This window comes from Desulfacinum infernum DSM 9756, assembly GCF_900129305.1.
Classification (GTDB): domain Bacteria; phylum Desulfobacterota; class Syntrophobacteria; order Syntrophobacterales; family DSM-9756; genus Desulfacinum; species Desulfacinum infernum.
Window position 1 is genome coordinate 60,649 of record NZ_FQVB01000014.1, and the last position, 14,889, is coordinate 75,537.

The 14,889-nt window shown below is 61.7% G+C and carries 5 protein-coding genes and 2 pseudogenes; 3 read left to right on the top strand and 4 right to left on the bottom strand.

The window, feature by feature from the left end; genetic code table 11:
- The first annotated feature begins 745 nt into the window (after positions 1-745).
- Positions 746-4,129 (top strand): annotated as a pseudogene (recC, locus tag BUB04_RS08400) (exodeoxyribonuclease V subunit gamma).
- Between the two features lie 225 nt (positions 4,130-4,354).
- Positions 4,355-7,945, top strand: a pseudogene (recB, locus tag BUB04_RS08410) (exodeoxyribonuclease V subunit beta); the annotation flags it as partial.
- A 206-nt stretch (positions 7,946-8,151) separates the two neighbouring features.
- Here the strand turns inward: recB and BUB04_RS08415 are convergent.
- The 4 genes from BUB04_RS08415 to BUB04_RS08430 all read right to left on the bottom strand — a co-directional run bounded on the left by BUB04_RS08415 (position 8,152) and on the right by BUB04_RS08430 (position 13,170).
- A complete protein-coding gene (locus BUB04_RS08415) occupies positions 8,152-8,520 on the bottom strand; it encodes a hypothetical protein (protein WP_073038556.1) in 369 nt (122 codons plus the stop codon).
- Positions 8,521-8,803: 283 nt separating this feature from the next.
- Positions 8,804-9,910: a DNA methyltransferase gene (locus tag BUB04_RS08420; RefSeq protein WP_218588400.1), complete on the bottom strand. Its 1,107-nt coding sequence runs from the start codon at positions 9,908-9,910 to the stop codon at positions 8,804-8,806.
- Complete coding sequence (locus BUB04_RS08425) at positions 9,907-12,018, bottom strand: ATP-binding protein (RefSeq protein WP_073038557.1); 2,112 nt, start codon at positions 12,016-12,018, stop codon at positions 9,907-9,909. The genes BUB04_RS08420 and BUB04_RS08425 overlap by 4 nt, the downstream gene beginning before the upstream one ends.
- 9 nt (positions 12,019-12,027) lie before the next feature.
- Positions 12,028-13,170 (bottom strand): hypothetical protein, encoded by a 1,143-nt coding sequence (locus BUB04_RS08430; RefSeq protein WP_073038558.1) that lies wholly within the window; start codon positions 13,168-13,170, stop codon positions 12,028-12,030.
- Positions 13,171-13,633: 463 nt separating this feature from the next.
- Between BUB04_RS08430 and BUB04_RS08435 the strand changes: the two genes are divergently transcribed.
- Positions 13,634-14,698, top strand: coding sequence for an integron integrase (locus tag BUB04_RS08435; protein WP_337833396.1), 1,065 nt, complete (start codon positions 13,634-13,636; stop codon positions 14,696-14,698).
- Positions 14,699-14,889 lie beyond the last annotated feature (191 nt).

Sequence of the window (14,889 nt, forward strand, 5' to 3'; positions counted from 1 at the left end):
AAATCCTGGATCCCTGCTCCCCGTTCAAGCCGGGGACAAGCCTCGCGGGTACTGTATTCTTCTTATCTCCGCACGATTAGCGGGCGGAGATAGACCCCGCCCCTACCCAACAGGTCCAGTCCCCTTCGTAGGGGCGGGCTTTACGCCCGCCCTTCAGGACCTGCCCATGAGAAAGAATCGTCCAATTCAATGTGAAAGAAAATGGCGGCTTGGCGGAAGGCAAAAAAGTCTCACGCAAAGGCGCAAAGAAAGCATCATGATCAGAAATGAGGGAGCGGGACATCTTGTTGTGAAAACAACTTTGGCTTGGGTCTCTTGTGGGAGCGGCGCAAGCCGCGATGGGGGTGGCCGGCAATCCAACAGCCGCGCGGTCACGCAAAGAAAATCGCGCCTTGCGGCGCTCCCACGAAAGGCCCTCGCCCGGGCCCCCTCTTTCATCCATACGGGATGGCGAGCTTCGCCATGATCGTCAGATGTAAGTAGGTGCCGGCTGGCCGGCGATCCGACGGCCAAGGCCGCTCCCGCGACGCAAGACGCCCATTTGCGCCCATTCGCGGTTCTCTCTCACGTTACATTTTCAGCTCACATCCCTCCACACCCCGCCGCCCCCACGAAAAGGCGGACGTCGCCCGACTCCCTTCCCAACGGCTTGTGATGAGGGCGGCCCTGTGGCATATCTTCGGACGCGGCATCCATCGTCGACCCTGTGACAACGCGCGGACCCATCCCCCGGGAGATCCCAACGATGTGGCGGACAGTTCAGAGCAACCGAACGGAAAGACTTTTCGAAGCCTTTGCGAGGGACATCTCTTCGCCGCCTCCGGATCCCCTGGAACCGGAAACCGTGGTGGTGCAGGACATGGGGATGGCCCGGTGGCTCACCCACCGGCTGGCCGTCACCGCGGGCGTTGCGGCCAACATCCGCTTTCTCGTCCCCGCGGACCTGGTCCGGACGGTCTACGGGGCATGGCTGGGCCTAGAGATCCAGCCGGAATCCTGGAGCCGCCCGGTGCTCACCTGGCACATCTTCCGGCACCTTCCCGACTTCCTGGATCGGGAGGAATTCGCGGACCTTCGGCGCTACATTTCGGAAGATCCCCTGGGCCTCAAGGCCTACCAGCTGGCGGAACGGATCGCCGCCGTCTTCGACCGCTACCTGGTCTATCGGCAGGAGATGCTCCTTTCCTGGGAAGACGGGAACGGGGAAGGCTGGCAACCGGTGCTGTGGCGCCGCCTGGCGGAAGCCATCGGAGAACCGCACCAGGCCCGTCTTCACCAACAGTTCCGCAAGGCCGCGGGCGGCGGCCGGGCGCCCGAACGGCCGGAAGCCCTTCCGCGCCGGGTGAGCCTCTTCGGCGTGAACCATCTGGCCCCCGTGCACCTGGAAGTCTTCGTCCGCCTGGCCTCCCAACTTCCCGTGACCCTCTACTACCCCAATCCCAGCGGCGCCTATTGGGGCGACGTGGAAACGGAAAAGCAGCGGATCCGGCGGGAAGCCCGAACCGGGGCCCCGACGTCCGCCTTCGCCGACGACGCCAACCCGCTCATGGGATCGTGGGCCCAGTCCGGGAAATTCTTCTTCGACAGCCTCCAGAAGATCCACGAAGAGACGGAGGCGCTGGAAGAAGACCTCTTCGAAGAACCCGCCCCCGCCTCCCTTCTGGGATGCGTGCAACACGACATCTTTCACCTGGCAGATGGCCGCCCCAAAGACCCCGACGCGAAGCAGCCCCTCAGCGGGCCGGATGCGTCCATCCAGGTCCACGCCTGCCATTCCCCCATGCGGGAAGTGCAGGCGCTCCACGACCGGATCGCCTGGATGCTGGACCACTTGCCGGACCTCGCACCCGAAGACATCGTGATCATGGCGCCGGACATCGACGTCTACGCCCCCTACGTGGAGGCCGTTTTCGGCACCCGGGACGACCCGCGCATCCCGTGGAACCTGTCGGAACGAAAAGCCCCCCTGGAAGATCCCCTGCTGGAAAAGATCCTGGAGATGCTGAGCCTCCCCCGCCGGCGCCTCACCGCCTCCGATGTGCTCTCCTTGATGGAAACGCCCGCCGTGGCCGCCCGGTTCGACCTCACCCCGGACGACCTCGCCCGGATCCGCACCTGGGTCCGGGAAACGGGCATCCGGTGGGGCCTGGACGGCGAGAGAAAGAAGCAATGGGGACTGCCGGCGGACCCCGCCAACACGTGGCAGATGGGCCTGGACCGGCTCTTTGCGGGCTACGCCCTGCCGCCCCGGGAGATCTTCTGCGGCCGGATACTCGCCTATCCCCACGTGGAAGCGGCCTGGGCCGAGTGCCTGGGAAAGCTCCAGGACCTGCTGGACCGGATCGCCTTCTGGCAGGAAACCCTCAAGGAAGCCCACCCTCCGTCCCGCTGGCAGGAACTCCTGAACCGGCTCCTGGACGACTTCTTCCACCCGGAAGGGGAATGGGAAGGGAGCCTCCGTTCGTTCCGCAGGGCCCTGGACCGGTTCCGCGGCTTCGCGGACCTGGCCGGCATGACCGAGCCCGTTTCCGTCCAGGTGGTGCAGGCCCACCTGGGCGCGCTCCTGGATTCGGCCCCCAGCATCCGCCGCTTCCTTTCCGGAGGCGTCACCTTCTGCAACCTGGTTCCCATGCGCACCATTCCCTTCCGGGTGGTGTGCCTTCTGGGCATGAACGACTCCGACTTTCCCCGCATGGACCACCCGCCGCAGTTCGACCTGGCGGCCCGGGATCCGCAGCCCGGGGACCGGCTGCGCAACCGGGAAGACCGGTTCCTTTTTCTGGAAGCCCTGCTTTCGGCCCGGGACGTCTTCTACGTGAGCTACGTGGGCCGGGACATCCGGGACGACAGCGAGCGGGTTCCGAGCGTCCTGGTGTCGGAACTGCTGGACTACCTGGACGGATCCCGGGTGCTTTCGGACGGGCGGCCGCCGTCGGCGGACATCGTGGTGCGCCACCCGCTCCAGCCCTTCAGCCGCCGCCTCTACGACGGATCCGACCCGAGGCTTTTCTCCTACGACCGGCAGTGGCTGGAAGCCGCCAGGACGGAAGAACGGGACGAGACGCCGCCGTTCTTTCCCGGCCACACGGACCCGGGAAACCATACGGGAACTTCTCAAACCGTCACTCCCGCGCAAGCGGGAGTCCATACCGTACCGGAAGTGAACCTGGAGGATCTAGTGCGCTTTTTCGAAAACCCGTCCCGGTGGTTCCTGGAAAAGGCGCTGGGCATGACCCCCTACCGGGAGGAAGACCCGATCCAGGACGAAGAGCCCTTCACCGTGGCGGGGCTGGACCGATACCGGGTGGAAACGGACATCTTCCAGGCGGTCCTGGACGGGCGGGATCCCGAAGAAACCTGGGAACTCCTCCGCGCCCGGGGGGTGCTCCCCCAGGGAGCGGCCGGGAAGGTGGTCTTTCGAGACACCTTTCGGGCCATGGAGGAGATGGCGGAAAGGGCGCGGGAATGGGCGGGAACATCCAGGAAGGCGGTGGAGGTGGACCTGGATCTCGGAAGTGTGCGGCTCCGGGGCTGGATTCCCCAGGTGACGGAACGGGGCCTGATGCAGGTGCGCCCGGCGAAAATCAAGGGCAAGGACCGGATCCGCCTGGGCATCCGCCACCTGGCCCTCTGAGCCGTACGTCCCCCGGGAGTCGCCCTGGAAAGTGTTCACGTGGCCAAGGACGTGGTCTTTCGCTTAGGCGAAGTGCCGGAGCCCGAAGATCACCTGCGCACCCTCCTGGACCTCTGGCGGCAAGGGCAGGAAAGACCGATACCCTTCTTTCCCGACACCAGCTGGGAATTCGCTGCCGGAGCCGCCAAGGGCCAGCCGCCGGACACCCTCCGGACCCGGTGCGAGGGCACCTTAAAGAACGACTACAACCAAAGGGCTGAAGGCTTCCATGCCTGCGTCGCCACGGCGTTCCGCGGAAGGGATCCCCTGGACGACGACTTTCGCCGGATCGCCCGCGCCGTCTTCCATCCCATCCTCCAGGCCACCGGAGCAAGAGCAAAAAGAACCCCAACAACCACCGGCGCGTCCCACACGAGCCCGTCCGAAAACCGGACGGAACAACGTTCTCCCACGGAGCGCACCCCAAGAGCGCGCCGAAAGCCCCCCCAGACATAGAAAAGCCGCGCAGGGACGGCCTGGAACCCCAACCGCGAACAACGCCGCGAGACAGAAACCCGGAAAAACCGCGCCGAAAAAAGCAAAGAGAACCCCAAAGCAACGCAAACAGAAAAAAAAGGACAGGACAACCACCCAGGAGCGCGCCAAACAAGCCAACAAAGAGCCAGGAGACACGGCAAGCACCCCGCAGATCACAGCAGCAAACCCCCAGACCCCCGGAAACGGCCACCGCAACGCGTGCGCCTCATCGAGGCCAGCGCCGGCACGGGAAAGACCTACAACATCGTCTTCCTCTTCCTCCGGACCCTCCTGGAAAGGGACCTGGACATCGGCCGTATCCTGGTGGTGACCTTCACCAACGCGGCCACCGAGGAGCTGCGGGGGCGGCTCAGGGAAAGGCTGCGGGAAGCCGCCGACCATTTCGCTTGCAAGACGGCCGGGACAGCCGGCCCGGCGAAGGATCCGCTGCTGGACGGCCTGGCGGGACGTCTGGACCCGGAAAGACTCGCCCGGGCCGCCTGGAAGCTTAGGGACGCCGCCGGCCGCCTGGACGAAGCGGCCATCTTCACGATCCACGGCTTCTGCATGAGGATGCTCCAGGAATTCGCCTTTGAAAGCGGGGCGCCTTTTCACCCGGAATTGACCACCGACGAAGAGGAACTCCGGCGCCAGGCGGCCGCGGACTTCTGGCGACGCGCCTTGGCCGGGGCCGGGGAAACGGAAACGCGGTGGTTCTTGCAGACCTGGAACGGCCCCGACGGCCTCCTGCAGTCGCTCCAGGTGCTACGGGGAACCCCCGCTCCGAAGATTTTGCCTGAACTCCAACCCGAAGACGTTCCCGGATTCGACGAGCTGGACCGGATGTTCCGGGAAGTCCGGCGCGGCTGGGAACGGTACCGGGAAGATGTCGTCGATCTCTTCCGGAAATCCGACGCCCTCAACCGAAGGTCCTACAACAGCTCCGTCGTCCAAAAGGCCCTGGACGCCATGGACGCCCTGGCGGGCCAGGAAGAGACCCCGCTGGACCTTCCGGAAGGCTTCTATCGCTTCACTCCCGCCATGCTGGAAGAAAAGGGGACCAAGGCGGGCCGGCCCACCCCGTCCCATCCCTTCTTCGACCTGTGCGGCCGGTTCCGGGACCGCCTCCGGGAAACAAGCCGCCTGCAGAGGATCCGAATCCTCCGGGACGCCTCCCGCTTCGTGGAAGAAGAAACGGCCCGGAGAAAGGAACAGGAGGAGCTCCTTTCCTTCGACGATCTTCTGAACGCGCTGGACAAGGCCCTGTGCGGGCCCGGCGGGGCGGATCTCGCCCGGCGGATCCGGGACCGGTTTCCCGTGGCCCTCATCGACGAATTCCAGGATACCGACCCCGTCCAGTACCGGATCTTTCAGCGGATCTACGATCTTCCCGAAAACCCCGAGCCCCTGTGCCTCATCGGCGACCCCAAGCAGGCCATCTACAGCTTCCGCGGGGCGGACATCTTCGCCTACATGCAGGCCCGCCGCGATGCCGGCGCAGGCAGCATCTACACCATGGACACCAACTGGCGGTCGGCGTCCGACCTGGTGGAAGCCGTGAACCTCCTTTTCAGGCGGGCCCCGGCGCCCTTCGTCTACGATGAGGACATCCCGTTCCATCCGGTGAAAAGCGCCGGAAAAACCGACGCCCGCCCCCTCCTGGTGGACGGAACCCGGCCCGCCGCCTTCCGCATCCGGTTTCTCCGCTCCGAAGGGCTGAAGCTCAACAAAGGGAACATCACGAAAGGAGACGCCTACGACGCCGCGGCGGCCGACTGCGCGGGGGAGATCGCGCGGCTTCTCAACCTGGCCGCCGAAGGCCGCGCCCGGATCGGCGATGCGCCCCTGAAGACCCGGGACATCGCCGTGCTGGTGCGATCCCACCGGGAAGGGGACATGGTCCAAAAGGCCCTCCGCAAGCGGGGAATCGCCAGCGTGAGTCTGCAGCGGGAAAGCGTCTTTTCGTCCGGAGAAGCGGAAGAGATGCTCGCGATCCTGGCCGCCCTGGCTGATCCCGGCGACGAGGGGCTCCTCCGGGCAGCCCTGGCCACGGAAATGCTCGGCTGGGACGCCCCCTCGATCCGAAGGCTCGATGCCGACGAAGCGCTCCTGGAAAGCCTCCAGCAGCGGTTTTTCCGCTACCACGACCTGTGGCGGCGTTACGGATTCCTTTCGGGCCTTCTGGAACTGCTCAAGGGGGAAGGCGTGACCGGCCGGGTGCGTTCCCTTCCGGAAGGGGAACGGCGCCTCACCAACATCCTGCATCTTTTGGAACTCCTGCACGCGGCCTCCCAGACCCACCCGGGAACGGAAAAGCTCCTGCGGTGGCTCCAGGACAAGAGGGCCTCGCACCGAGCGGCCGAAGAAGAACAGCTCCGGCTGGAAAGCGACGAAAACCTGGTGCAGGTGGTGACCATCCACCGGAGCAAGGGCCTGGAATACCCGGTGGTCTTCGTGCCGTTTCCCTGGTCGGGAGGCCCTTCCGGGGACGGGGACGCGGTGAGGTTTCACGACCCCGAAGACCTCAGGCTCTGCGTGGACCTGGGGTCCGATGACATCGAGGACCACCGGGCGTTGCAGGAAAGGGAGGACCTGGCCGAGCGGATGCGCCTCCTGTACGTGGCCCTCACCCGCGCCAAGCACCTGTGCGTCACCACCTGGGGAAAGATCAACGAGGCGTCCCGGTCCGCCATGGCCCGGCTGCTCTTTCCGGATCCGGATGGCGAAGGTTCCGCGGGCGGTTTCGGAAACCGCATGGATGCACTGACCGAAGAGGCCCTGCGGGAGGAGCTGGCCGAACTGGCGAAGGATTCCGGAGGAATCATCTCCCTGGAAGACGCCCATTGGGAGACCCCGGAAAGGCTGAAGCAGCAGGCCGCGACCGCCCCTTCCCTGGCGGCCCGGAACTTCTCCCGGGCTTGGGGACCCGAATGGCGGATCACCAGCTACACCAACCTGGTCTCCGGCGCCGACCCCCACGGGCCCGACTACGATTCCGTCCCGGCCGACGCCGCGGAGGCCCCGGTCGAAGAGGCCGACGACCCCGTCTTTCTCTTTCCCCGGGGACCGCGCCCGGGCGAATGTCTCCACGAAATCCTGGAAAACCTGGATTTTCCCGCGGCCGCGGGACGGGAACTGGAAGCGGTGGTGCAAGACGCCCTGCGACGGCACGGCCTGGATTCAACCTGGACGCCCACGGTTGTCCAATGGATGGAACGGGTCCTGGACACCCCGCTCAACGCGGACGGCCTGAAGCTTCGAGGAATCGAAAGCCGGAACCGGCTGGACGAGCTGGAATTCCACTACTCCCTCGGGCTTCTCACGCCCGATTCCCTGGCGGAAGCCGTCCGGGGAGAGCCGTTCTACGAAAGATCCTTGGAAGGGCTCGGCTTCGGGTACCTGCGGGGGCTCATGCGAGGCTTCATCGACCTGGCCTTTCGATCCGACGGTCGCTACTACATCGCCGACTACAAGTCCAACCACCTGGGAAACCGCGTGGAAGACTACGCCGCGGACTCCCTGGAACGGGCCATGCACGCCCACCGCTACCCGCTCCAGGTGCTCGTCTACACCGTGGCCCTCCACCGGTATCTGCGGGCCCGCCTTCCCGGCTACGACTACGACAGCCACTTCGGGGGCGTCTTCTACCTCTTCCTTCGCGGCATGCGCCCCGAAACCGGCCCCGGCGCCGGCGTCTTCTTCACCAAACCGCGCCGCGACCTGGTGGAACGCCTCGACCGGACCCTGCAGGGTGAGGCGGACCCCCTTGTCAAGACGGCGTTTGGAGACACTTAAGGTGTTGTCTCGGTTCTAGACGCTCCTGCTTCCCGTTTCCTTCGTCTCTGGTCTCGGTTTGAGTACCCGGCTTTTCCACCTGCCCCACAGGACGCCCTCTTGCCGGGAGACCGAGTCGCGGAAGGGCGCCGAAAATGGCCCCAACCGTTGTTCGTCGGAGGCGGCCGGCGCCATAGGCGGTCCGTTGTGCAAGCAGTTGTTCGCAATTATATCCTGAGCGAAAGCACGGCCACCTTTTCTTGGTCGTCTTCCTCAAAAATCTTCACGTCCACCACCTGAACCCTTGAGCGAGGAAAGAGCTTGAGTTTCCTTTGAATCAGCTTCTTCATGTCCTCTTCATAGCATGATGCCTCATGCTCTTTACCAGGATTCGCCTCGATGAATTTGGAAACGGCATCTCTCATCGCCTTGGCTCGTAATTTTGGATCCAAGCAGGCAATATTCCATGCCGTGGCCAACGTTCGCAGGTAGTTTTCCCTCAGCTCTCGGGTAGCACCCATTTGGATGTAGCCCTCACCCAGCTTCACGAGCATCTGCGAGATCTTCTTCTTGGCGTCAGTACTGGATTCGAACATCTGCTTTCATCTGTTTTGGCTTGTTAACGGGCGCCGCGGATCAGCGGCGGACGCTGAGGCGAGTCTTAGCGCCGCAGCGTCCGTCCGCTGCAGCCGCGTGTTCGAGGGCGCGCATCGCGCGTCCCCGAACACGTGGATGCCATTCCGCAGCGCCCGTTCGTGGGACGCGTAGCGTCCCACGAACGGCCAAGCTCACCGGCGGTAATGGAACGCAGCAGAATTGCCGTCCGGTGGAGCGCCTTGTTGGGCGTCATTAGCCTCCAAAGATTACTGACGTAACGCTTCATTGCTTGACAGCCCAAACATCATACTCGTTCATGGGCTTAGTTTTGTTTCGAAGGAAAGCATCAGCTTGACGCTTACCTTCTGTAGCAGACCCAGCTTTCTTAATGGTGCTGATGCGCCAGCCGCTGCCGCGGAGGGAGTTCTTGATGATGTCCAGCGGGTTGGCGCGCCGCTCCGTAATGCCGCCGAACCGGATGACCATTCTGGCATCCTCCGCGCATACAATTTCCGCATTGCGCCATACCTTACGCAGGTCGGCCGCAAAGTCCTCTGGACTTGAATGAACGATCTGAGCGCAATTGGTGTAATCAACAGCGTCTGGACCACCCACAAACCAGTTGCGAAGCCACTGATCAGGGATATAGGTTCGCATACCGTAGTATGGCGGGGAAGTGATCACCCATCTAAATCGGGTTTCCGGCGTGTCTGGCTGGAGTGCCTCGGCCTCCCGGCTGTCCGCCAATCGCACGGTTCCAGTGATGTCGGAAGACGTCGCGTAGTAGCGCTTCGCCCGCCGTTCAATCACGGCCAAGACATCGATAGGCTCAGGTACAAGGCCTCTCTCCCGCCAGAAACGGATTGCATAGGCAGGCTTTGGAGCGTAAGTGCGGGGGCATTGATTGGAAAAGTAGCTCGGAAAGGTCTTCTGCTTCGGGCCATGCAGCGCACCCAGGACGATGCCGCGGAGTGCGATGCGGGCATCTGTGGTGCAGTCCTCCAGGAATGCCTCCCGGAATCGGCACAGTGCGTCCAGCACGGTCGGGTGGAACGCCCACTGCCAAAACTCACTCGTCGGGATGTGACGCGCCGCACGCTCGCTCAGGATCCTGCGTGCTTCGGCAAGGATGTCATCAGCCGTGACCCTAGCGAGCTTCGCGGCTGTGATAGCTGCGGCTACCGGGCTGGAGTCCACCCCAAGGGAACGGAGGCCAACCAGTCGTGCGGCGAAATTGGTGGTGCCCCGCCCGCAAAAAGGGTCAAGCACCACATCCCCTGCCTGTGCTCGCCGCTTTAGGATGTTGTGCGGAAAATCGAGCGGGAACATCGTGAAGTAGGGGCAAATTCCGTTTAGAGCTCTATCGCTGGGCTGGAAACCGTCGGTCACTTGTTAACCTTTATCCAAGTTTTCCCTGTAGCGGGATTCTTGAAAGTCTCCCACGCCGTGGGTTGTGCCCCGAACACCGTGTTCATCGCTTTCGGTACCAGGTTGTATGCAAATTGATGGCGATCTTCCAGATGTTCTGGTAAGTGTTCCATTAAAAACTTTTGCACGCCATACCAAGGCATACCATCTTGGGATTTGAGTTTCCGCAGCAAGTCGGCATCGGCTCGCAATGCTTCGATAGCCTGATGTTCAATGTTTTCCTTGACGTCCACCGGCTCGTAACCTTCGACTTCATTCTCAGCAGAAAAATCAACCACTCCCTCGGCTTCGGGAATGCGGGCTGTAGTCGCCATCTGCCCCATCCCCGAGAAGGTACTGCGTAACTTTTGAGCGTAGGTTTTGCCGGCAGGCTGGTTGTAGTCTGGATCCCGCATCGAGAACATCTTCTCGAATGAAAGGACTCGGAGGCTGACTGGATAAGGTTTGCCACCCACCGAGCTCCAAAACACACCCTGCCCTGGGATGGGCTCGTTGAGGAGTGAACTCAACAAGTCATCACTAAAATGGGCATTGGGTCGTTTCAGGGTCGTGAGATCCGCCGCCGATAATAGGTGGAAAATAAACCAGTTGTCGCCCTGGCTGAGAATCTCGACCGGAATGCTGCCTGGCTGTTGGGTGATCAGCAGCGCACCCAGGTCATACTTACGACCCTCCTTCACCCAGGCGATGTAGGGCTCCGCAGCCGGTGCCTTCTCGTTCAGCACCGATTGCGCCTCTTCGACGACCGCGATGGTCGGGATCGTCTTTGGATCGGCTGAGGTAAATTCCTGCTGATTGCGATCAAAAATCCGCCGCAGGATTAGCCCCGAAAGCACGAGGGATTGGCCGCTGCGCATCTGCGAGACGTCAATAACGCACAGCTTCCCCTCGGTGAGGGCGTAAATCAGCATATCCATGAGCTGGCTGCTCTTGTCATGCAGCATCTTCACGATCGCCGTCATGTTGCCTCGGGCGGCCAGAGCTTCGGCCTCCTGCCGTTGGGATTCGAGATCGAGCAGTCGGCAGATTTCGTCAAGCGGCGCGCTGTTGCCGTTGCTATCGATCAGATTGACCAACGATTCCCACCGGTCTTGCGGAAGCCCACGCAGCTTGCGAACGTTCTGCTGCTCCTGACGTTCCGGCCCGAGCGCGATTGAAATTACATCGCCTGGACGCAGACGGCGAATATCCAACTTGATGCCGCCGGCAACGAACGACTGGTAGAAGGGACTCGGGTTTTTCCTGTCGGTGAAGACGACGACCTTGTCCTCCAAGGCCGGAACATCGCACAGCCCCGGACGGCCCTTATCGTCAGGCCAGAAATACTCGCCGTCCGGGTCGAAAATCACTGTACCCACGGGGACCTGCTTGCCAGCACGTTTTTTGACGTGAGGCGTCGTCTCGTAGAGCTTAGAGAAAAGCAGCTTGTTGAGATTGGATTTGCCGAAGCCGGCCCGGGCAAAGATAAAACTACGGCGCGATACCAGCGACTCAATCGGGAATCGCACCAAAATCTCCGGGCTAAGCACCTGCATCCAGTCCTGCGCCTCAAATAATTTGCTGCCTGCTGCGTAGATGTACTCGCCGAATGCCAGATGGCCGATGGGCGCCCCATCGATGTTATGACCGGCTATCTCGCGCAGTACCTCATTGTTCGGGAACGCCACCTTGCTACCCACATGGGGAAGTCGGCGATGCGAGGGGACGAAGGTCAGCCCCATCCCATTCTTGCGTAACACGCCCAACACGCGGATGTTCACCCGGTACTTCAGATACTGCTCGCGCAGATCTTCAGGGATTGGCCGGTCTTCGCGGACCGCGCGGATATTGAATTCTTCGCCTGATCCGTACGACAGCTTGCCTTCCGAGGAGAAGGATGCGATGCGTCCTAAAACGGCCTCATCGGGCGTTTCCAATTGGACAAGAAGAAACTGCCCGTGCATCGGGATGTTCTGGAACTCGTTTCGGTACGGCAGCACCAAGTCAGCATGAAACTCCATGCCACCTTGCTGGAAGCCTCGGAAGATTCCGACGACCTTTTCCCTGGGAAACAGTTCGATTTCTGCCATGTTGTGCTCCTATCCGTACCGTCGTTGTGCGGGGTCGGCATCCTGCAACTGAAACGCGTCCAGAGCCCCCGCGTCTTTACCGAGACTGGATCGCACCCCCTCGTAAATGAAGTCTTGTAGAATGTCGAAATCGAAATCGACCAGGGCGGCGTTTTCATGCGCCTTTTGCAGGCAACGGGGGTAGTGCGGCACCGGGAAACCGTTGATCGCGTCGGCGAGCATCGAGCCAAGGATGGCCTGGGCCTCCCCGACCTGCGGCACAAAGATGTCCACCGGCCACACTGGGTCACGGCGCTGTGAGCCGAACTTCACTAGGAACATTTTGCCGCCGACGAACTTGTTGATCTCCCCTCCTTCACCGACGCGGTCATCGCCGCGTGCGAATTCCGACCAGACGTAGGCATTCTCCTCCACTTCGCGCGGCACTTCCACGTAGGCCGGATAATCGGTCTGAAGCACGCCTTCCAGGGCCATGGCGAGGCGATACCTGGAGAGAACTTTGCTGTGTTTGGCCACGCCTGCGAGATACACCCGACGCCGGCTCCTGTTCCAATGCGTCTCAATATGGTCCTTCATGCCTTGGAGCAAGCGCTGGAAAAGGTCCTTGGCGAAGACCTTGCTGCGCAACAGACCGTCGCAGATGATCAACGTGTCGGTGCCAAAGTCCTTCTTGAGGATGGCGAACAAGACGGCCCACTCGACCAGTTCCCGGTAAACCTGCACCCAGCTGGGGGAAACCGGCTTGCCCGTGTCGGTTGGCCGAATCATGTGGGAGAGCACCGGCAGGCTGTCTACGCCCAGAAAGGCCATCATCTCGCCCAGAGCCGTCCGAGGCGATCCATCTGGTGCGAATTGGCGCGTGTTTAGTTTGTCGATAGGCGTCGTTGGCGAGACCGCCTCCAAACAGTACTCGTTGTTGCTGCTGTCTACCACCCGTATCAGCTGGATCAGGAAGGGGTCGAACCGGAGCTGATTATTTCCGCCATCGGTGCCGACCAGAGAGATCGACGTCGTGGCGCGCGGCTGAATGCCGCGCGTGGCGCCTTTCAGCGGGCGGATCTCTTCCCGCAGCGCGTTCAGCACCCCTTGGTCGGTGCCGATACAATCGGCAATCGCCTGTTTGAGTTCCTTTTGGCTGGCAGGATCAATCATATAGTTTCAATTTTATCGCCAGTGGCCCGGGGTCATCTTGACGCCCAGCGGGCGCCGCGGATCAACGGCGGACGCGGAGGCGAGTCTTTTCGCTGCAGCGTCCCACGAACTCCCTATTCTACACAATCTTCACTAGCAAGGCTGTGTTCGTCACGCATAGCATAGCACACTACCCCTCAAGTGCCTTATTGTCAATCATAACAATGAGAAAACGCGTCGGCCGGACTCATGATCTCGGTTAACCCAATCAAGAAAAGCGCAGTGTTACGGAGATTGTGTAGAATCGGAAGACTGAAGATGGCCGGGATGGACGAAAAGTTGAAGGCAGTGCTGCAAGGATACGCCAACTTCCTGAGGGAAAAGAAGTTGGCTCTGCTCAAACACCGATCCCACCTGGTACGGTGGGTCCGGGAGTTCGTTGTCTTTGCTGAGAAGCACCGCGACTGCACTTTCGAGCCAAACCTTGGACTTGTTCCTGAGCGCACTGGGGGAACGTCCCGGTGTCAAGGCGTGGCAAATTGAGCAGGCGGGGGACGCCATTGGCATCTACCGTTATCAGTATCGCGGCGTAAGTGGGCACAAAGATGGTACACGGAAAAACGTCGTCATTCCCGGAGGGGATGAGAAGTTACTCGATCGGCTTCGGGAGGTTATCCGACTCCGCCACTACGCAAAGAGTACGGAGAAATCCTACCTGCAGTGGACGCGGAGATTTCTGGCCTATCGCAAGCACGCCGGGCTTATGGGGGAACCCGCTGCGTCCGATGTGAAAGCCTTCCTTACCCGTCTCGCGATGATCGAGAACGTGAGCGCTTCGACACAGAATCAAGCATTCAGTGCGCTGCTCCTGTTTTTCAGGGAAGTCTTGCGAAAGGATCTAAATGGAATGGGCCAGACCCTTCGGGCCAGACGGGGACGAAGACTTCCCACCGTGCTGTCGGTCAGCGAAGCGCAGACCTTGCTTGAGGCGGTAGAACCCGATTACAGGCTGATGGTGAAGCTGCTCTACGGAAGCGGCTTGCGCCTGATGGAGTTGCTGCGTCTCCGGGTGAAGGATATCGACTTCGATGGGGAGTTGATAACTGTGCGGGGTGGTAAGGGCGACAAGGATCGGACGACGTTATTGCCCGAGTCGGTGCGGGAGGAGCTTCGGGCCCACCTGGCCAAGGTCCGTAAATGGTACGAGGCCGACTTGGCCAAAGGCTACGGAGAGGCCCCTCTTCCGGGTGCCCTGGCGAGAAAGTATCCGGATGCCGGGAAGGAATGGGGCTGGCAGTACCTGTTCCCGGCCGACAAGATTGCCGTCGATCCGGCGGACGGCAAGATGCGCCGCTATCACGTTTACGAGAAAACCTTGCAAGGTGCCATCCGTCGTGCGGTACGCCGGGCGGGACTTACCAAACGGGCCTCGGCGCACACCCTTCCACACAGCTTTGCAACCCACCTTTTGATAAGTGGTAGGGATGTCCGCGAAATCCAAGAACTCGTGGGCCATAAAAGCCTTGAGACAACGATGATCTATAAGTGAAGGAGAAGCGCTCCCGGATCGCCGGGACGGAATCGCTTTCGGCTAGGAGGCTGTCCGAGAACTCCCCCAACCGTCATTCGCGCGCAAGCGGGAGTCCATAACTTGGTGGAAATACTGGATCCCCGCTTTCGCGGGGATGACGAGTGGGCGTTGAACGAGGCAAATTTGCCATTGTCGGACAAGCTCCTAAG

What these genes read in the sequence shown, in the direction of transcription:
- BUB04_RS08425 (WP_073038557.1), bottom strand. Translation starts at nt 12,018, where the DNA reads ATGGCAGAAATCGAACTGTTTCCCAGGGAAAAGGTCGTCGGAATCTTC.
- BUB04_RS08430 (WP_073038558.1), bottom strand. Translation starts at nt 13,170, where the DNA reads ATGATTGATCCTGCCAGCCAAAAGGAACTCAAACAGGCGATTGCCGAT.
- BUB04_RS08415 (WP_073038556.1), bottom strand. Translation starts at nt 8,520, where the DNA reads ATGTTCGAATCCAGTACTGACGCCAAGAAGAAGATCTCGCAGATGCTC.